This window comes from Corynebacterium sp. MSK041, from assembly GCF_030232265.1.
In the GTDB taxonomy this organism is placed as follows: domain Bacteria; phylum Actinomycetota; class Actinomycetes; order Mycobacteriales; family Mycobacteriaceae; genus Corynebacterium.
In genome coordinates this window covers 54,962-73,281 of the sequence record NZ_JASPJK010000006.1, presented here as the reverse complement: position 1 = coordinate 73,281, position 18,320 = coordinate 54,962, and the positions used below count along the sequence as shown (strand labels likewise).

Below are 18,320 nucleotides of genomic sequence, written 5' to 3'. Positions count from 1 at the left end.
AGAAAACAATGAAGCGAGAAGATCTTAATCACGTCCTGGTTATCGGCTCCGGCCCGATTGTTATCGGCCAGGCCTGCGAGTTCGACTACTCAGGCACCCAGGCATGCCGTGTGCTTAAGGCTGAAGGCCTGCGCGTCACGCTGGTGAACTCCAACCCGGCCACCATCATGACCGACCCGGAATTCGCCGACCACACCTACGTCGAGCCGATCGAGCCGGAATACATTGACCGCATCCTGGCCCGCGAGAAGGAGCAGGGGCACCCGGTGGATGCGATTCTGCCAACCCTGGGTGGGCAGACCGCGCTGAATGCCGCGATCAAGCTGGATCGCTTGGGCATCTTGGACAAGCACGGCGTTGAACTCATCGGCGCAGACATTGACGCGATTGAGCGCGGTGAGGACCGCCAGAAGTTCAAGGACATCGTGGAAAAGATCGGCGGCGAATCCGCTCGCTCCCGCGTGTGCTTCACCATGGAAGAGGTCGAAGAGACCGTCGCTGAGCTTGGCTTCCCGTGCGTTGTCCGCCCGTCCTTCACCATGGGTGGTCTGGGTTCCGGTCTGGCATACAACATGGATGACCTGCACCGCATTGCCGGTGATGGCCTGACGGCTTCGCCCGAGGCGAATGTCCTCATCGAGGAATCCATCCTCGGTTGGAAGGAAATCGAACTGGAGCTCATCCGGGACAAGGATGACAACTGCATCACCATCGCCACCATTGAAAACGTGGACGCGATGGGCGTGCACACCGGTGACTCCGTCACTGTGGCGCCGGTGCTCACCATGACTGAGCCCGAAGTAGCCACGATGATTGAGCAGGGCAAGGCCATCATCCGTGAGGTAGGTGTGAGGACCGGTGGCTGCAACATTCAGTTCGCCATCAACCCAGTGGATGGCCGCATGATCACCATTGAGATGAACCCGCGCGTGTCCCGCTCCTCCGCGCTGGCATCCAAGGCAACCGGCTACCCGATTGCAAAGGTGGCAACCCTCCTGGCCATTGGCTACACGCTCGATGAGATCCCCAATGACATGACCGGCGGCGCCATCACTGCACTGGAAGAGCCAACCTTGGACTACATCATTGTGAAGATGCCGCGCTTCGCCTTTGAGAAGTTCCCGGGCTCCGATGAGACCCTGGGCACTTCCATGAAGGCAGTGGGTGAGGCCATGGGCATTGGCCGCAACTACATCCAGGGCCTGAACAAGGTCATGCGTTCCATGGAGGACAAGCCGAACGGTTTCTGGACCAAGCCGGATGAGTACTTCGCCGGCGAGCGCGCCACGGATGTCGCCGCTGTGCTTGAGGATCTCAAGGTGCCTACGGACAAAAGGCTTTACGACGTCGAGTTGGCCCTCCGCCTCGGCGCCACCGTCGATGAGGTGTACAAGGCCTCTGGCATTGACCCGTGGTTCCTCGAGGAGCTCGTTGCACTGATTGAGTTCCGCAATGTGCTTGTAAGCGCCCCGGTGCTCGACGCCGAACTGCTCCGCGAGGCCAAGGTCTTCGGCCTGTCCGATGCCCAGATCGCTGCTCTGCGCCCTGAGCTTGCCGGCGAAGACGGTGTGCGTTCATTGCGCTGGTCGCTGGGCATCACCCCGACCTTCAAGACGGTAGACAACTGCGCTGGTGCCTACGAGGCGAAGGTGCCGTACCTGTACTCCGCGTATGAATATGACCCGAATGCGGAAACCGAAGTGCGCGTTGCAAGCTCCGCGCAGGAAGAAAAGGAGAGCGAGCGCGAGAAGGTCATTATTCTCGGCTCAGGCCCGAACCGTATTGGTCAAGGCATTGAGTTTGACTACTCCTGTGTTCACGCCGCCCTCGAGCTCTCCCGCGTGGGCTATGAGACGGTGATGGTCAATTGCAACCCGGAGACCGTGTCCACCGACTACGATACCGCTGATCGTCTGTACTTTGAGCCACTGACCTTCGAAGACGTGATGGAGATCTACCGCGCTGAGGCAGCCACCGGCACCGTCGCCGGCGTGATCGTCCAGCTGGGTGGCCAAACCCCGCTCGGCCTTGCACAGAAACTTGCGGACGCGGGTGTGCCCGTCGTGGGCACCACCCCTGAGGCCATCGATCTGGCTGAGGACCGTGGCGAGTTTGGCAAGGTCTTGGAAGCCGCGAACCTGCCTGCCCCGGCCTACGGCACCGCAACCTCCTTCGAAGGCGCCCGCGAGGTGGCGAACCGTATTGGTTACCCGGTGCTGGTCCGCCCGTCCTACGTCCTGGGTGGCCGCGGCATGGAGATCGTCTACGACGAGGAGAACCTGCGCGACTACATCAACCGCGCAACCGAACTGTCCCCGGACCACCCGGTGCTGGTGGACCGCTTCCTGGACAACGCCATTGAGATTGACGTGGATGTGCTTTGCGACGGCAAGGATGTTTACCTCGGCGGCGTCATGGAGCACATTGAGGAAGCCGGCATTCACTCCGGTGACTCCGCGTGTGCACTGCCGCCCATGACTCTGGGCCCAGACGACATTGACAAGGTCCGCCGTTCCGCCGAAGCGCTCGCGCATGGCATTGGTGTGAAGGGGCTGATGAACGTGCAGTTCGCCCTCAAGGATGACATCCTCTACGTCATTGAAGCCAACCCGCGTGCCTCCCGCACCGTGCCGTTCGTATCCAAGGCCACTGGCGTCCACCTGGCCAAGGCTGCTGCGCGCATCATGCTTGGCGCTACCATCGCCGACCTACGCGAGGAGGGCATCATTCCGTCTACTTACGACGGTGGTTCCCTGCCACTTGATCACCCAATTGCGGTGAAGGAAGCTGTCCTGCCGTTCACCCGTTTCCGTCGCCCGGACGGTGCCGTGCTGGACACCATTCTCGGCCCGGAGATGAAGTCCACTGGTGAGGTCATGGGCTTGGCACCGTCCTTCGGTGTGGCCTTTACCAAGGCTGAGGCCGCTGCCTTCGGTGAACTTCCCACAGAGGGCACTGTCTTCGTGTCGCTGGCCAACCGCGACAAGCGCACGCTGATCTTCCCAATCCAGCGCCTGTCCACCATGGGCTTCAAGGTCCTGGCCACGGAAGGTACTGCACAGATGCTGCGCCGCAACGGCATCGAGTGTGAGGTCGCTCTCAAGGCTTCTGCCGTCCGCGCTGGTGCTGAGGGCAAGTCCATCGTCGACCGCATTTTGGACGGCGAGGTTGATTTGGTGCTCAACACTCCGGCTGGTTCTGCCGGTGCACGCCACGACGGCTACGACATTCGCGCCGCCGCAGTGGTGTCCAACGTGCCGATCATGACCACGGTGCAGGGTGTTACCGCGGCTGTCCAGGGCATCGAATCCCTCCGTGACAATGAGATCACTGTGACGAGCCTCCAAGAGCTCGAGCACAACGTTCAGGCAGGGGAGTAGATGAGCCAGGGGAGCACTGGGCGAGGCTTTGGCGCACGCCTAGTTGATGCAGGCGTGGACTACGGCCGTCTGTGCGTAGGAATCGACCCGCACGAGCAGCTTCTTGCTGCCTGGGGGCTGAGCAATGACGCAGAGGGCTTACGCGAATTCTCGCTGCGCTGCGTGGAAGCCTTTGCGGGCCACGTGGCCCTGATCAAGCCACAGGTGGCGTTCTTTGAACGTTTTGGCTCCAAGGGCTTCGCAGTATTGGAGGAGGTTATCGCCGCCGCTAAGGGTAGCGGCTCCCTCATTGTCGCTGATGCTAAGCGTGGGGACATTGGTTCCACCATGGCTGGCTATGCGGCGGCCTGGCTCGATGATGCCTCACCGCTCTGCTGCGATGCCGTGACTCTCACCCCGTACCTCGGCGTCGGTTCCTTAGACCCCGCCATTGCGCTGGCGGGGGAGAAGGGCCGTGGCGTGTTCATCATGGCGGCCAACTCCAACCCGGAGGCCGAAGCCTTCCAGGAGCAGCAGCTAGGCAGCACTGGTGGCACCGTCGCCCAGCACATGGTTGATGAGTGCGCTCAATACAACAAGACCGACATCGGCCATGTGGGCCACGTTGGGGTTGTCGTTGGTGCCACGGTGAAGAACCCGCCGCGGTTAGAGCACCTCAACGCGCCGGTGCTTATGCCTGGCGTGGGGGCGCAGGGTGCAACGATGTCTGATGTCGCTCGCATTGCGGGCGCAAACAGCCATCTTGTTTTCCCGAATGTTTCCCGCTCCGTGCTCTCCGCTGGCCCGAACGTTGAAGACCTGCGTAAACGGGCAAAAGAACAGGTTTCATCAACCTAATCGAACCCTAGTTAGCGAAAAACCTAAAACTGCTGGTAGGTTGAAAACGTCGACGCGGTGACATGCCGAAACACAGGTAGTGTTACCGCGTTAAGCAAGGGCCAGTGTTAAACTGAACCGCGATCGGCCAATCACACGGTTGTAATTAGAAAAGCAGCTGTGCAATAGTGTCGAGTTGGTTCAAACACTGGACTGTCAAAAACTAACTAACCCCTACTATTTATGGAGGAACCGAAGTGGCCCTTCCCCAACTGACCCCGGAGCAGCGCCAGGAAGCTCTGGCTAAGGCTGCAGAGGCACGTAAGCAGCGCGCAGAGCTGAAGGCTTCCCTGAAGCGCGGCGAGACCAACCTGAAGGAAGTTCTCGCGAAGGCTGAGTCCAACGAGATCATCGGCAAGACCAAGGTCTCTGCTCTCCTGGAGGCTCTGCCGAAGGTGGGCAAGGTCAAGGCACGCGAGATCATGGAAGAGCTGGAGATCGCTCAGACCCGTCGCCTGCGTGGCCTCGGCGAGCGTCAGCGCCGTGCACTGCTCGAGCGTTTTGGCTTCGCGGACTAATCGGTGACAACCGTGAATAAGAAGGGTCGGCTTGTTGTTTTGGCTGGCCCTTCTGCCGTTGGTAAGTCAACTGTGGTTCAGCGCCTCCGGGAGTCAGTGGAAGATCTGTACTTCTCCGTCTCCATGACCACGCGTGATCCACGTCCGGGAGAGGTTCACGGCAAGGATTACTTCTTTGTCACACCTGAGGAATTCCAGGACAAGATCGACGCGGGTGAGATGCTCGAGTGGGCTGATATCCACAGCGGGTTGCAGCGTTCAGGCACTCCAGCGGGTCCAGTGCGTGAGGCTATGGAAGCCGGCCGTCCTGTGCTCGTAGAGGTTGATCTTGCTGGCGCTCGCAACATCAAGATGCTCATGCCGGAAGCAACGACTGTTTTCCTTGCTCCACCGTCATGGGAAGTGCTGGTTGATCGTTTGACCGGCCGCGCGACAGAATCTCAGGATGTCATTGAACGTCGCCTTGAAACGGCGCGTGAGGAGCTTGCCGCCCAGGATGAGTTCGACACAGTCATTGTGAACAAGGACCTGGATGAGGCGGTTTCAGGGATTAGTGATATTCTTCTGTCCGTTAATCGTCCGACCAATGAATAGGTGTAAGTGAGCAACGTGACCAACGATCTGGCTACTTCGGCTGATGTCGATGTCAACGAGCAGGTGTATGACACACCTGAAGGCATCACGGCACCGCCTATTGATGAGCTGTTGACCAAGGTGTCTTCCAAGTACGCTCTGGTGATCTTCGCCGCTAAGCGCGCGCGTCAGATCAACAGCTACTACCAGGAGCAGGATGAGGGTGTGTTCGAGTTCATCGGCCCCCTGGTCACTCCGGAGCAGGGGGAGAAGCCTCTGTCTATCGCTCTGCGTGAGATCGAGCACGGTCTCTTGGAGCATGAGGAAGGCCAGTAAGCCTCAACTCATCAGTTTTAGCGCGGGTCTCGGTGTAAGCCGGGGCCCGCGTTTTGCCGTTCGAGCGCGCTCAATTTTCTAAGAGTTTCTCAATCGCTTATCGACGTCCCCCTTCTCGACCCGCCCTCCCAAGTCGCCTTGACATGGTTATTTGTTTCACCTATAACAATTATTTCCCCCTGAACGGGGGTATTACTCTAAGGAATCATTTAGGAATATTTAAGCGAAAACTGCTGGTCAGCGCGTTGCGTCGATGAATGTCCACTTTAGTGGACAGTTTGGTGTTCCGAATCTGAGGAAACCATGCCATATTCAAAGGGCAGCCGGTCAGTGCCGGGGCAAACGAAGATGTGAGGATCCACCTAGAAATCCGGGGGGTAGGCGGATATGAAGCACAGGGGCTTCTCCTACATCACGGGGGTCATGTTGACCGCGGCACTGACTGGTTGCACACCTTTCCAGGACACCGGAGAAACCACCGCCGAACCTCACGGCACGATCGACACAGCAACACCAGCTGAAGCCTCCGAGTCCCACACTGCATCCCAGACCGGCGCTCCAGCCTTCCACTTCGCCAGTGGCGACCTCGTCCTCGGCGACTTCGACTACAACGCCATCAAGGACAACCTCTTCAACCCTTGCACCGAAATCTCGGCGGAGGAGTTCGCAGTGGTGGGGCTGGAGCCTTTGGAGGCCCAAAGTGTTCTTCCAGGTGGCGGAGTTGGGTGCGGACTCGTAAGCGATGTTCGTGGACAATATCTTGCTATCGGCACGTCCGCGGCTACGCGCGAGGATTTGGAGCTACAGCCTGATTCGAATGTTAGGGATGCTGATTCGACCGTCATTCCAGGCCTGATTCTCTACCGCGGTACTGAAACAGCAAGTGCAAGCTGCGTTTCTGCAGTTGATACAACACGCGGGCAGTTTTCGATCATCGTTGCGGATGCGGATCAGTCGGTAGGGGAACAGACGCTGTGTTCAACTGCTCAAAGCATCATGGAGTCCTTTTTCGGAACATAAACATTTAATATAGGGGGATAAAAGAGAACATGTTCATTGACGTAATCGCCGTGAAGCAGGCTGCGAATATTGTTGACAATGCGGCGAGTCAATTGCAGGGCTCTGCACTTATTGGGGGATTACGAAGCTTAGGCGCGTTCTCGACTGTCTCCGGCTTCGATCAGGCCGGGCAGATGCACGGCTCGATTAGTGCGGTGAGTCAGCCTGAGGCGACGCGGGGGTTGGGTACGTTGCTGGCCAATGCGGCGAAGCTGCTGTCGGAGCAGGCTGATGGGTTTACAGCGGTGGATGTGGGGATCGGGGAGTCCTTTAATTCGCCGGGTGGGGATGTTTCAGGTGGGTTGGTTACGTCCACGTTGGAGCAGCCTCTGGTTAATCCTTTTAGTGTTATTACTCCCATCGCGGGGAGGCCACTGAATTTGGAGTGGTTGGTATCCCAGTTGGCCGCGACGGATGTGGCGTCGATGATGGGGGTGTCGCAAAACTGGTTCTCAACCGCCACGACGCTGAGTCAAGCGCTTGAAAAGGTGCCAGAGGCCTTGAGGCTGCTGGCAGGGTCCGCGGAGACGGAAGCGGTGAGTGCGGCCATGGGCCATGTGGAGTTGGTTGCCTTGGCCGGTGCACGCTATTTGACCAACTCCGAGGTGCTAGGCGTTCATACTGGCGGACTTGTGACGCTGAGTGAGGCTAGTGCGATTCAGGCGGCATCAGTGCTGGCGGCCTCACGGGCAACGGCGCATCCTTTAGCGGCTAAAGGGATCGAAGAGGCCTATTTGAATACGTATGGGCCACGCCTCACCACGGAGTTGCATCCGACGGTGCCGAGCTTCCATCAGCTGCTGCCCTCTCTGGATTCAGCCAAGGGGGGATTGATGGATGAAGGTGGTTCAGGTGCTGGGATACCGGACTTCACCCAGCAGGCATTGCCACAGGTGGTAAGTCAGGCCTTGACTGAGGCTGGGTGGCAAGATCTTGCGCATGCGTCGACACCGGCCGAGATCATTGAGCAGGTAGGTCGCCCCAATCCGGAGATGTTGGACTTCATTGCCTCCGGAGCGACTCCCACGCAGGTCGCTAGTGCCACGGCGCCTACCTTGCCACCGGTAGGAGCGATGGGTGGTGCACCACTGGGTGGCACCATGACGCCAGCTGGTGCCGGTGGTCTCGGAGGTGGGTTTGGCTCACCGGGCGGACTGGGAAGTTTCGGTGGAGCTGCACCGATGCCGTTTGCCGGTCGAGGAGCCGCTGGCTTTGGTGCCGGTGCGGGATCAGGTTTCGGTGCTGGTGCAGGCCGTTTTGGTGGCGGTGTGAGGCCGGGTATGTCCGGTGTGGGAAGCAACGGTTTTGGTTCCGGTGCTGGCGCTGGCGCTGGTGCGAACGGCATGATTGCTGGTTCGTCCGGTGCGGGGGCGCGGGCTGGAGGGCCTGTTAATGCAGCGAGTGGCGCCGGTGGGTACGGTGTGGCGCCCGGGATGGGAGCACGTGGAGGCAAGCAGCAGAAGCGTGGCCGGGTGCAAGCGGTGACATCGGCGGTAGAACGCGAAGGTAACTTGAAAGCACTTCTAGGGGAAGCGCCTGAGGTTGTGCCTGGTGTTATTGGTGCCTGGGTGCGTGAGCCTCGCCGCTAGCCGAGGATGCGGTGGCAGGTAAGCTCGGGGGCCATGAGCGACATGGCTGCAAAGAACCTGGACACTGCTGAGACTGCCGGTGCTGATACCGGGGTTGGTGGAGATAAAAAAGAGGCCCTCAACGTAGTTGTGGGTGTCTCCGGGGGAATTGCTGCATACAAGGCATGTCACTTGGTGCGTGAGTTCACAGAAGCGGGGGACAGTGTGCGCGTTGTGCCGACCCCGTCGGCGCTGAATTTCGTGGGTGCTGCCACCTTCGAAGCGCTGTCCGGCCACCACGTGGACACTGGTGTGTTCAGTCGCGTGGATGAGGTGCAGCACGTCCGCGTGGGCAAGGAAGCTGACCTGATTGTTATTGCGCCGGCTACGGCGGACACCATTGCCCGGATCGCAGCCGGTCGTGCAAATGACCTCCTCACTGCGACGGTGCTCGTGGCCACATGCCCGGTGGTGCTGGCGCCCGCCATGCACACGGAGATGTGGGAGAATCCAGCTACACAGGACAATGTAGCAACGCTGCGTCGCCGGGGCGTCATTGTGCTGGCGCCCGCTCATGGGCGTTTGACCGGCACGGATACCGGTCCGGGCAGGTTGCCAGAGGCATCCCAGATTGCAGCGATGGCGCGCACGGTTGTGGAAGCTGGAAGATTCACACGCTCACTTGAAGGCAAGAAGGTTGTGATCTCCGCAGGGGGTACGCAGGAGAACATCGATCCAGTGCGCTTCATCGGCAACCGTTCCTCCGGCAGGCAAGGTTTTGCGCTCGCTGATATTGCGGTTCATCGCGGTGCGGATGTGACCATCGTCGCGGGTGACACCGATGAGTTGGAAACGCCTCCTGGTGCACAGATCGTTCGTGTACGTTCCACCCGCGACATGAAGGAAGCGGTCGACGCCGCTACGGTGAACGCCGATATCGTGATCATGGCAGCTGCTGTCGCCGATTACCGCCCTGAAAACGAAGCCGACTCCAAGTTGAAGAAAGGGCAGGCGGATGATGCTTTATCGACGCTGCGGTTGGTGGAGAATCCGGATATTTTGAGGGGGCTCGTCGATAAGCGAGAAGCCGGAGAGACATCCGCGACGATCGTGGGTTTCGCGGCCGAGACTGATGATCCGCTAGAGAATGGCCGGGCGAAGTTGGCGCGCAAGGGTGCGGACATGCTCATGGTGAATTCCGTGGCAGGCGGCAAAGTCTTCGGTGAGCTATGCAACAGTGGCTGGCTGCTTGGTGCGGATGGCTCGACAGAAGAGATTGCGGATGGGCCGAAACACGTGGTCGCGGCACGCATCTGGGATGCGATTGAGAAGATCACGTCAGGTGCTGGAGAGTCGATTCGACAGAATTAGACAGCTTGGTCTATTCTTGGGTGCGCACAGTCGCCGTAAAGGCGCGCATTTCTTTTGACAGCCGTCTCACCTGTAAGGACCTGCAATCCCATGACCGACCCGTTCTACCGCCTGTTCACCAGTGAATCCGTCACTGAAGGCCACCCGGACAAGATCTGCGACGCGATCTCGGACACCATCCTCGATGACATGCTCGCCCAAGATCCGCTGTCGCGCGTGGCAGTGGAAACGATGGTGACCACTGGTCAGGTCCACGTTGTGGGCGAGGTGACCACTCAGGCGTACTCCAACATTGCCAAGCTTGTGCGTGACAAGCTCGTGGAGATCGGTTTTACCTCCTCCGAGGTGGGCTTTGACGGCCGGACCTGTGGCGTAAATATTGCTATCGGTGACCAGTCCGCTGAGATCTCCGACGGTGTTACCGATTCGCTTGAGGTTCGCACCAACGAGTCGACTGGTGAGGAAGACCAATCCGGTGCTGGTGACCAGGGCCTGATGTTTGGTTACGCCACCAATGAGACCCCGGAGTTTATGCCGCTGCCGATCTCCACGGCACACCGTTTGGCCCGTCGCCTGACGCAGGTGCGCAAGGAGGGCATTGTTCAGGGGTTGCGCCCAGACGGCAAGACCCAGGTGACCTTTGCCTACGACGGGGATAAGCCGGTCTACCTGGACACCGTGGTCATCTCCTCCCAGCACGACCCGGACTTCACCGGCCAGGCGCTGGAGGACGCCCTGCGCACGCACGTGCTGGAGTGGGTTATCGAGGACGCTGGCCTGGGCCAGTACTACAACGAGGACACCACCTTGCTGGTCAACCCATCCGGTTCCTTCGTGCTCGGTGGTCCGATGGGCGACGCTGGTCTGACCGGCCGCAAGATCATCGTGGACACCTACGGTGGCATGTCCCGTCACGGTGGTGGCGCGTTCTCCGGCAAGGACCCGTCAAAGGTGGACCGCTCTGCTGCATACGCGATGCGCTGGGTAGCCAAGAACATCGTCGCTGCTGGCCTGGCACGTCGGGTTGAGGTGCAGGTTGCGTACGCCATCGGCCGCGCAACGCCGGTGGGCCTCTATGTGGAGACCTTCGGTACGGCTGCTGAGGGCCTGACCAATGAGTCGATCCAGCAGGCAGTGGACAAGGTCTTTGACCTGCGCCCAGCAGCCATCATTCGTGAGCTGGATCTGCTGCGCCCGATCTACTCCGCAACGTCTGCATACGGTCACTTCGGTCGCACCGATGTTGCATTCCCGTGGGAGGAGACCAACAAGGTCGACGACCTGCGTGCGGCAGCAGGCCTCTAAGGCTTACTGCGTAAGGGGCCGGGCATCGTCGGAAAGCGTTTCGACGCCTTCTTGCTCGGCCCATTTTTCTTTTTCGGCCTCTGATTTGCGGTGATTGCGCAGCGCAATGATCCCGAGCGCGATGCCGATGAGCACCGGCACCCAGATTTTGGAGTACTCAGCTAGCAGCGCAACCCACTCGGGGATCTCAGGCAAGGGGATGTCTGGGAACCTGATGTTCGGCGTGGGCAATGTCAGCTGCGGAAGTTGCGGCACAGGCAGATCAAGGTGTGGCAAGGTGATATCCGGCAGTTCCCAATCTGGCACGAATTGAAGCAGCCAATCGAGAAAGCGGGACAGAATCGGGCCGAGCACCAACAGGAGAAGCGCCCAACCGCCCTTGCCGATCCCTTCGACGATGGGGATTGCCGTGCGCCGAAATGAGCTGGACTCCATTGACTGTCTGCGTTTCTCGCCCCGCGAACCCTGTGGCGGATCAAATTCAACGACGGACGATCCCTCGCGGAAATCCACGTGCAAGATTTCCTTAAAGGGGCTAGCCACAATTTTCACGTGGGGCTTGGAGCGGTCCACGCCCAGGGAGATCATCGGCTCGAGCTTGTCTGGGGCCTTTGCAGAAAACACGCTGTACCGACCCGACTCAAGCTGGTCGAAGCGGTATTGGGGGACTCCGTCCACGAGGATCTCAACACGCGTTTGCGGGTTAGTTCGTCGGGCGTTGATGCGCTCTTTCAAACTGCTTTCGGCAGAGAGGTGGTGGCCTGCTCTTTCCTTGCCCGGCCAATCGTCGTGGATGCGGGCGAAATCAGGATCAAAACCCGCGCGAATTTCAATGAGTCCATAGCGGGGATGGTGCAGGGACCAGACCTCTACACACGAGAGGTCGGCGCAGTGTTCTTGACGGTCCATGCTTAGGCGCTCACCTGTGGTTCTTTACGCAATGCCTGCCCGGCGAACATCGCGATAGCTGCCGTCACGGCACATCCCAATGCATAGATGAAAGTGCCGTCATTGAAATAGAGCACTTTGGCAACCCAGAACCCCACGCCAGCGAGAATGGGTAAGGGGAACGTGTTGCGGAACGTCCACCCGTCGATAAAGCCGGCGACGGCAGCATTGCCAAAAAGAAAAACCAGAACCGGGATGAGTGCTTTATCGGAGCCGAAAGCGGGGATGAGAATCAGTGGGACCAGAACATACGCCAGAACCATGATGATGGGCGTTGCTTTCTGCCAGCCTGACCGGTCTAGCTGCTCGTCTGTTTCGGTGTCGGCGGGGACATCCTGGTTGCTTTGCATGGCCACAAACCTAACAAACAGATCCGTGTGTTCCGCGGTGGGGCTTAAGTGGCATTAGCCATCGTTGGCGGTGGTGTAGGTGACGCCGGCTTCGGGCTCCTCAAACAGCTCTGCCAGACTGACGGGGTGAAGGCCTTTGGCCCGAAGACCGTCGATAATGCACTCGGCCGCATTGACGGTGCTTGGGTGAATATCGTGCATGAGGATGATGGAGCCTGCTTGCGCATGGGCAACGGCGATTGAACATGTCTTTGCTGTGCTGCGGTGGCGCCAATCAACCGTGTCTACATCCCAGAGGGCCACTGCCTGGTCGCGGGAGCCGATGACGGAAGCAACACGGTTATTAGTCGCGCCGTAAGGTGGGCGCATCCACTTCGGGTAACGCCCACCGGCCTCTTTGATAGCCGTATTTGTGGAATCGACCTCGTACGCCACGCGGGCATCGCTCAACGCGGTGAGCTGCGGGTGGTTCAATGTGTGATTGCCAATGTCATGCCCCTCGTTATGCAGCCGCTTCACAATCTCCGGATAAGCTTTCGCATTACCGCCGACGAGGAAGAAAGAGGCGTGGACGCGCTTCTTCTTCAGCACGTCCAAGAGCACATTGGTGTTGGGTACCGGGCCATCGTCATAGGTGATGGCCACGCAGTTTTCGCACCACACCTGCTCAAACTCATTGATCTCACCCGGGGCAGGCGGAATCAGCGGGGCAATCGGTTTCAGCTTCAGCGGCAAGGGGGACCTGCCAATGCGGAACGATGGCGCAGGGTCCTGATCCAGGGGGTGTGACACACCCGAACCCGTGCCCACCAATATTGCCTTGGGCTCAGCATGAGACATGCCCGTGCCAGCAATCATGGACAGTGCAGTGAGAACAGCAGCGGCGCCCGAAGTGAGCAAACGTTTCATAGTTAAACGCAGACTCCAACTAAATCGCACCGGGTGCGCATGGGCAGACGGTGAAGCAGAAACAGGAAAATAAGACGCATAGATTATGCCCTCTGCCTTGGTAAAAAACGAACCACGAAGGGGGTGTCGTGGGTGCCCGCTAGGATCATGTCCATGCCAGAAACGCTCGCCGCCAAACTCCCTGTGGTGCGCGTGCTGCCGCTTCTTGGATTGCCGCACTTAGATAGGCCTTTTGATTACCTGGTCACCGAGGAAGATTCAGCAGCCGCGCAGCCGGGAGTTCGTGTGCGCATTCGTTTCGCTGGCCGGCTGGCGGATGCGCTGGTGCTGGAGCGCGTGGCCACATCCGATCATGAAGGCAAGATCCGGTTCATTGAGCGTGTGATTTCGCCTGAGGTTGTCTATCCGGAGCAAATCCGGAGCCTGGTGGATAACTTGGCCGACCGTTACGCGGCGGTGCGTTCGGATATTCTTCGCACCGCTATTCCGCCGCGCCACGTGAAGGCGGAGCAGACCGACACCACCTCGCCATGGGAGGAGCAGGGGGAGGCCACAGAGCCGGACCTTTCCGCGTGGAGTGCCTATGAGTACGGCGAATCTTTCGTGGATGCCGTGGTCACGGGGACACTCGCACGCGCCGCATGGCAGGTCGCTCCCGGTGATGATTGGGCAGCAGCGCTCGCGGCATTGGCAGCTAAGGTTGCTATCGACGGTGGCGGGGCCCTCATCGTCCTACCCGACCAGAAGGACGTGGACCGGATGGCCGCGGCGCTGGCAGAACACGTTGGCCCGAAGCAGATCACCACATTGACGGCCTCTCTTGGGCCGCAGGCACGATACAGCCGATTCTTGTCAGTGCTGCATGGGCAGGGGCGGCTGGTTATTGGGACGCGCTCTGCTGCTTTTGCGCCGGTGAAAAACCTGAAGCTGGCGGTGGTCATGTTTGATGGGGACGATTCCCTGGTGGATCCCCGCGCGCCCTACACCCACGCGCGGGAGGTGTTGACTACGCGGTCAGCAGTGGAGAAAGCTTCCCTCATCATCGGTGGCCACGGCCGGACAGCGGAGACACAACTACTGGTGGAGTCTGGCTGGATGCACTCGTTGGTGGCTGCCCGTAATGCGCTGCGCACTCGCTCGCCGCACATCCATGCAGCGGGGGATAGTGATTTTGAGCTGCAGCGGGACCCGCGTGCTGGTGCCGCGCGCTTGCCCTCTGTTGCCTTTGCTGCGGCCCGCCGCGCCTTGGCGGAGAACAAGCCCGTGCTGTTTCAGGTTCCTCGTGCGGGTTATGTCCAGGCGTTGGCCTGCGGTATCTGCCGCACCCCGGCGCGTTGCCGTGCGTGTAATGGCCCGTTGGGATTGCCCAGTGGTGGGGAAGCAGCAGCACCCACCTGCCGGTGGTGTGGGCGGATTGATAGTGCGTATTCGTGTCCCTCGTGCGGTTCGCACCGTCTGCGCGCCGTCGTCCTCGGCACGCAGCGCACCGCTGAGGAACTCGGCCGGGCTTTTGCCCCTGCCACCGTGATTTCTTCGTGGGGTGAGCGCATTCACGCAGAGATCCCGGATAAAGCCGCCGTGGTGGTGGCTACACCGGGCGCGGAGCCTCGCATTGAAGGAGGTGGCACGTATGGTGCCGCGGTCCTGCTGGATACGTGGGCGCTGTTGGGGCGCCCTGACCTGCGCGCGACAGAGGAGACGATGCACAAGTGGATGGCGGCGGCCACGCTTGTCGCCCCGCATAGCAAAGGCGGGGATGTCGTGGTTGTGGCGGATCCGAGCCTTCCCGTCGTGCAGCATTTCATTCGTTGGGACGCGCCTGGCCACGCGGCGTTGGAACTGGCCGCCCGCCGCGAGGTGCGCTTCCCGCCAGCGGTTCATATGGCGGCCGTCGATGCGCCGCGTGAAGCGCTGACTGATTTCTTGGCGCACATCGATCTGCCTGATCAGGTGGATATTCTTGGGCCGGTTGATCTGCCGCCCGGTGTGGATCTGCCGGGTGAGTGGGACCGCGCAACGTTGGGGGAGGCGCAGCGCGTGCTCATTCGCACGCCGCTGTCATCCCGCAATGCGTTGGGCAAGGCGTTGCGCGCGGCGAATGTGAACCGGGCAACGCGCAAGCAGGATGCGCCACTGCGGATTCAGGTCAACCCGATGCACATCGGCTAGGCCACCCCTGCACCTAGGTAGACTCGCGCCCATGACAGTTCGCCCCATCCGGATTTTCGGTGATCCGATCCTTAATACCGAAGCGCAAAGCATTGAGCTTTTCGACGATGCCCTGGCCACCCTCGCCGCCGACATGCTCGAAACCATGGATGATGCTGGTGGTGTGGGCTTAGCCGCTAATCAGATTGGTCTGGCACAGCGCATCTTCGTGTATGACTGCGATGGGCTGCGCGGCGCGTTGGTGAACCCGGAGTGGGCGCCGGTGGGTGATCTGGTCCAGATTGGTATGGAGGGCTGCCTGTCTATCCCGGATGTGCAGGCGGAAGTTGTGCGGCATGATTCCGTGATCGCCCGTGGTTTTGATGTGATGGGCCGTCCGGTGACCATCAGTGCCAGTGGTTTGCTGGCCCGGTGCATTCAGCACGAGACGGATCATTTGGATGGTGTGCTGTATCTGCGCCGCCTTGATCCAGAGGTGCGGAAAGAAACAATGGAAATCATTCGCGGTATGGACTGGTTCCGGTCCGACGAGCAGCAGTAGTCGAGGGCTTGGGAAAGCTAGGGAAGAGGAGAACAGATAATGCGTCTTGTGTTTGCTGGCACGCCTGAGCCGGCGGTTGTTGCGTTGGAGAAGCTCATTGCTTCTGACCATGAGGTTGTTGCAGTGCTGACCCGCCCCGATGCGAAGCGGGGCCGTGGGCGTACTCTGCACCCCTCGCCGGTGAAGGCTTTGGCGTTGGAACACGGCATTGAGGTTCTTACCCCGACCACGTTGAAGGGGAGCGAGGACGTGAAGGCCCGACTGCAGGAGCTTGCCCCGGATGCCATCCCAGTGGTCGCCTACGGCAACCTCATCCCAGAGAACTACCTGGACATTCCCACACACGGATGGGTGAACCTGCACTTCTCCCAGTTGCCGCAGTGGCGCGGTGCCGCACCTGTTCAGGCAGGAATTTTGCACGGCGATGAATTCAGCGGCGCCACCACGTTTCGCATTGACACCGGTCTGGATACGGGCGACATCATCTGCCAGTTGTCGGAGCCGATCCGTCCCACTGATACGGCGGATGACCTGCTCACGCGCCTGGCCTACGACGGTGCGGATCTCCTCGTCCGCACCATGGATGAACTCGCTGCCGGCACAGCAACGCTGACGCCGCAGGCGGGGGAGGCCAGCTACGCGCCGAAGATCGAAAAAGATGATGCCCGGATTGATTGGTCTGCACCCGCAGTAAACATCGACCGTGCGATCCGCGCCTACACCCCAGGCCCCGGCGCGTGGACAATGCTCGACGGTCAACGGGTCAAGGTCGGACCCGTGCTTATCAGCGACTCCTTGGGCCCCACCAGCCCCGGCCACCTAACCGTGACCAAGAACTCCGTGACGGTGGGCACCGGGACGACTCCGGTGGTGTTGCAGATGATCCAACCACCAGGAAAGAAGATGATGGCCGCCGCCGACTGGGCCCGTGGTCTGCAGAGTGCTGAGGGAGTGGTGTTCGAGTGAGCGGTGGTTTTCGGTCCCGCACCAAGAGTGCGCAGCAAAGGAAGTCGTCCCAACCAGCGCACCAGATTCAGAGCATGGGGGATAAGGCGCGTGAGGCAGCCTTCGACGTTCTGCTCCGGGTGGAGGTGGAAGACGCCTACGGGAACCTTGTTCTGCCCCAGTTGCTCCGCGAGCGGAAGATCAAAGGCCGTGATGCGGCTTTTGCCACGGAGCTTGCCTACGGCGCACTGCGTTCCCAGGGTGTCCTGGACGCGGTGATCGGGGAGTGCTCCTCGCGCCCACTGTCTGACCTTGATCCGAACGTTCTCACCGCTCTGCGCTTGGGCGTTTATCAGCTGTTGTACACCCGCGTGGATGCGCACGCTGCTGTGGATACGTCTGTCCGTCTCGTGGAGGCTGCTGGTCAGGCCAAAGCAAAGGGCTTTGTCAACGGCATCCTGCGCACTGTCACTCGGACCCCAGCGTCACAGTGGCTGCAGAAGGTCAGCCCTACCGAGCCGCTCGCTGCTGTTGCTTTCCGCACAGCGCACCCGGAGTGGATTGCGCGCTCTTTTGCTACCGCACTCGGCGTCGATCCCGAGGGCGCGGGGGCCGAGGAACTCGAGAAGGCACTCCTCGCCGATTCGGAGCGCCCCGTGGTGCACCTGGTTGCACGCCCGGGTGAGCTTTCCGCAGAAGAACTGGCCCTGACGACGGGTGGGGAAGAAGGCCGCTACAGCCCATACGCGGTGTACCTCGACAGCGGTGATCCCGGCGCGCTGCAGCCGGTCCGCGATCGCATGGCAGCGGTTCAGGACGAGGGCTCTCAACTCATTGCCCGTGCAGTGACGGAAGTTCCCGTCAATGCGGACAGCGGCCGCTGGTTGGATCTGTGCGCTGGCCCGGGTGGCAAGGCAGCTCTCATGGGCGCCATCGCCGCCATTGACGGTGCTCATGTCGACGCCGTTGAGGTCAGCGACACCCGCGCGGACCTCATCCGCAAGACCACTCAAGACCTCCCCGTCACCGTGCACGTCGGCGACGGCCGCAACCCAGGTTTGGAGCCTGGCTACGACCGCGTCCTCGTTGACGCTCCCTGCTCCGGCCTCGGTGCTCTGCGACGCCGCCCTGAGGCCCGCTGGCGCAAGTCCGAGAGCGACATCAAGGAGCTCAACACTCTGCAGGAGGAGCTGCTGACCTCCGCCATCGAACTAACAAAGCCCGGCGGGGTTGTCGTGTACTCCACGTGTTCGCCGGATGTGAGGGAGACGCGGGGGATCGTCGATAAGCTTCTTGCTTCTGGTTCTGTCGAGGAACTCAACGCACACGAGTTCGCCTGCGGCATGGAGAACGTGGGCGCTCACCCAAGCGTGCAAATGTGGCCACACCGCCACGGTACGGACGCGATGTTCTTTGCCGTATTACGCAAGCGGTGAAGGATTTCGCACTCCACCCTTAGTGCCAGGCCACCG

General features: G+C 60.4%; 16 protein-coding genes. 13 read left to right on the top strand and 3 right to left on the bottom strand.

Going from position 1 to position 18,320, the window contains the following annotated elements:
• Positions 1 to 8 precede the first annotated feature (8 nt).
• From carB to metK, 9 genes are all read left to right on the top strand, one after another.
• A complete protein-coding gene (carB, locus tag QP968_RS06565; protein WP_284855609.1) occupies positions 9 to 3,380 on the top strand; it encodes a carbamoyl-phosphate synthase large subunit in 3,372 nt (1,123 codons plus the stop codon).
• On the top strand, positions 3,381 to 4,217 hold the full coding sequence (gene pyrF, locus QP968_RS06560; protein ID WP_284855608.1) for an orotidine-5'-phosphate decarboxylase: 837 nt from the start codon (positions 3,381 to 3,383) through the stop codon (positions 4,215 to 4,217). It begins immediately after the preceding gene.
• A gap of 236 nt (positions 4,218 to 4,453) precedes the next feature.
• Positions 4,454 to 4,774: an integration host factor, actinobacterial type gene (gene mihF / locus QP968_RS06555; RefSeq protein ID WP_284855607.1), complete on the top strand. Its 321-nt coding sequence runs from the start codon at positions 4,454 to 4,456 to the stop codon at positions 4,772 to 4,774.
• A 12-nt stretch (positions 4,775 to 4,786) separates the two neighbouring features.
• Positions 4,787 to 5,368: a guanylate kinase gene (gene gmk / locus QP968_RS06550; protein WP_502869994.1), complete on the top strand. Its 582-nt coding sequence runs from the start codon at positions 4,787 to 4,789 to the stop codon at positions 5,366 to 5,368.
• A 6-nt stretch (positions 5,369 to 5,374) separates the two neighbouring features.
• Positions 5,375 to 5,683: a DNA-directed RNA polymerase subunit omega gene (gene rpoZ / locus QP968_RS06545; RefSeq protein WP_284855603.1), complete on the top strand. Its 309-nt coding sequence runs from the start codon at positions 5,375 to 5,377 to the stop codon at positions 5,681 to 5,683.
• 387 nt (positions 5,684 to 6,070) lie between these two features.
• A complete protein-coding gene (locus QP968_RS06540) occupies positions 6,071 to 6,703 on the top strand; it encodes a DUF3558 family protein (RefSeq protein ID WP_284855602.1) in 633 nt (210 codons plus the stop codon).
• Positions 6,704 to 6,732: 29 nt separating this feature from the next.
• On the top strand, positions 6,733 to 8,331 hold the full coding sequence (locus tag QP968_RS06535; protein WP_284855600.1) for a hypothetical protein: 1,599 nt from the start codon (positions 6,733 to 6,735) through the stop codon (positions 8,329 to 8,331).
• A 33-nt stretch (positions 8,332 to 8,364) separates the two neighbouring features.
• Complete coding sequence (coaBC, locus tag QP968_RS06530; protein ID WP_284855599.1) at positions 8,365 to 9,681, top strand: bifunctional phosphopantothenoylcysteine decarboxylase/phosphopantothenate--cysteine ligase CoaBC; 1,317 nt, start codon at positions 8,365 to 8,367, stop codon at positions 9,679 to 9,681.
• A gap of 90 nt (positions 9,682 to 9,771) precedes the next feature.
• The gene (metK, locus tag QP968_RS06525; RefSeq protein ID WP_284855598.1) at positions 9,772 to 10,986 is read left to right on the top strand and encodes a methionine adenosyltransferase; all 1,215 of its coding nucleotides are present in this window, start codon (positions 9,772 to 9,774) and stop codon (positions 10,984 to 10,986) included.
• Between the two features lie 3 nt (positions 10,987 to 10,989).
• On the opposite strand, the gene QP968_RS06520 is transcribed toward metK, so the two are convergent.
• From QP968_RS06520 to QP968_RS06510, 3 genes are read right to left on the bottom strand one after another with little or no spacing between them, the layout of a single operon-like run.
• Entirely contained in the window at positions 10,990 to 11,895 is a 906-nt protein-coding gene (locus tag QP968_RS06520) for a hypothetical protein (protein WP_284855596.1), read from the bottom strand.
• A gap of 2 nt (positions 11,896 to 11,897) precedes the next feature.
• Entirely contained in the window at positions 11,898 to 12,284 is a 387-nt protein-coding gene (locus QP968_RS06515; protein ID WP_284855595.1) for a hypothetical protein, read from the bottom strand.
• Between the two features lie 54 nt (positions 12,285 to 12,338).
• Entirely contained in the window at positions 12,339 to 13,193 is an 855-nt protein-coding gene (locus QP968_RS06510) for a polysaccharide deacetylase family protein (RefSeq protein ID WP_284855594.1), read from the bottom strand.
• Between the two features lie 147 nt (positions 13,194 to 13,340).
• Here QP968_RS06510 and QP968_RS06505 point away from each other — a divergent pair, with 147 nt between their 5' ends.
• Genes QP968_RS06505 through QP968_RS06490 form a run of 4 tightly spaced genes read left to right on the top strand, consistent with a single transcriptional unit; the run spans position 13,341 to position 18,284 of the window.
• Positions 13,341 to 15,362 carry a primosomal protein N' gene (locus QP968_RS06505; RefSeq protein WP_502870923.1) on the top strand — a complete coding sequence of 674 codons (2,022 nt, stop codon included), beginning with the start codon at positions 13,341 to 13,343 and terminating at the stop codon, positions 15,360 to 15,362.
• Positions 15,363 to 15,393: 31 nt separating this feature from the next.
• A complete protein-coding gene (gene def, locus QP968_RS06500; protein WP_284855590.1) occupies positions 15,394 to 15,903 on the top strand; it encodes a peptide deformylase in 510 nt (169 codons plus the stop codon).
• 39 nt (positions 15,904 to 15,942) lie between these two features.
• Positions 15,943 to 16,869: a methionyl-tRNA formyltransferase gene (gene fmt / locus QP968_RS06495; protein WP_284855588.1), complete on the top strand. Its 927-nt coding sequence runs from the start codon at positions 15,943 to 15,945 to the stop codon at positions 16,867 to 16,869.
• Positions 16,866 to 18,284, top strand: coding sequence for an RsmB/NOP family class I SAM-dependent RNA methyltransferase (locus tag QP968_RS06490; RefSeq protein WP_502870922.1), 1,419 nt, complete (start codon positions 16,866 to 16,868; stop codon positions 18,282 to 18,284). Before fmt ends, QP968_RS06490 begins: the two co-directional genes overlap by 4 nt.
• The last annotated feature ends 36 nt before the right edge of the window (positions 18,285 to 18,320 follow it).

What these genes read in the sequence shown, in the direction of transcription:
- coaBC (WP_284855599.1), top strand. Translation starts at nt 8,365, where the DNA reads ATGAGCGACATGGCTGCAAAGAACCTGGACACTGCTGAGACTGCCGGT.
- metK (WP_284855598.1), top strand. Translation starts at nt 9,772, where the DNA reads ATGACCGACCCGTTCTACCGCCTGTTCACCAGTGAATCCGTCACTGAA.
- QP968_RS06520 (WP_284855596.1), bottom strand. Translation starts at nt 11,895, where the DNA reads ATGGACCGTCAAGAACACTGCGCCGACCTCTCGTGTGTAGAGGTCTGG.
- QP968_RS06505 (WP_502870923.1), top strand. Translation starts at nt 13,341, where the DNA reads ATGTCCATGCCAGAAACGCTCGCCGCCAAACTCCCTGTGGTGCGCGTG.
- QP968_RS06540 (WP_284855602.1), top strand. Translation starts at nt 6,071, where the DNA reads ATGAAGCACAGGGGCTTCTCCTACATCACGGGGGTCATGTTGACCGCG.
- carB (WP_284855609.1), top strand. Translation starts at nt 9, where the DNA reads ATGAAGCGAGAAGATCTTAATCACGTCCTGGTTATCGGCTCCGGCCCG.
- def (WP_284855590.1), top strand. Translation starts at nt 15,394, where the DNA reads ATGACAGTTCGCCCCATCCGGATTTTCGGTGATCCGATCCTTAATACC.
- fmt (WP_284855588.1), top strand. Translation starts at nt 15,943, where the DNA reads ATGCGTCTTGTGTTTGCTGGCACGCCTGAGCCGGCGGTTGTTGCGTTG.
- QP968_RS06535 (WP_284855600.1), top strand. Translation starts at nt 6,733, where the DNA reads ATGTTCATTGACGTAATCGCCGTGAAGCAGGCTGCGAATATTGTTGAC.
- QP968_RS06515 (WP_284855595.1), bottom strand. Translation starts at nt 12,284, where the DNA reads ATGCAAAGCAACCAGGATGTCCCCGCCGACACCGAAACAGACGAGCAG.
- QP968_RS06510 (WP_284855594.1), bottom strand. Translation starts at nt 13,193, where the DNA reads ATGAAACGTTTGCTCACTTCGGGCGCCGCTGCTGTTCTCACTGCACTG.
- pyrF (WP_284855608.1), top strand. Translation starts at nt 3,381, where the DNA reads ATGAGCCAGGGGAGCACTGGGCGAGGCTTTGGCGCACGCCTAGTTGAT.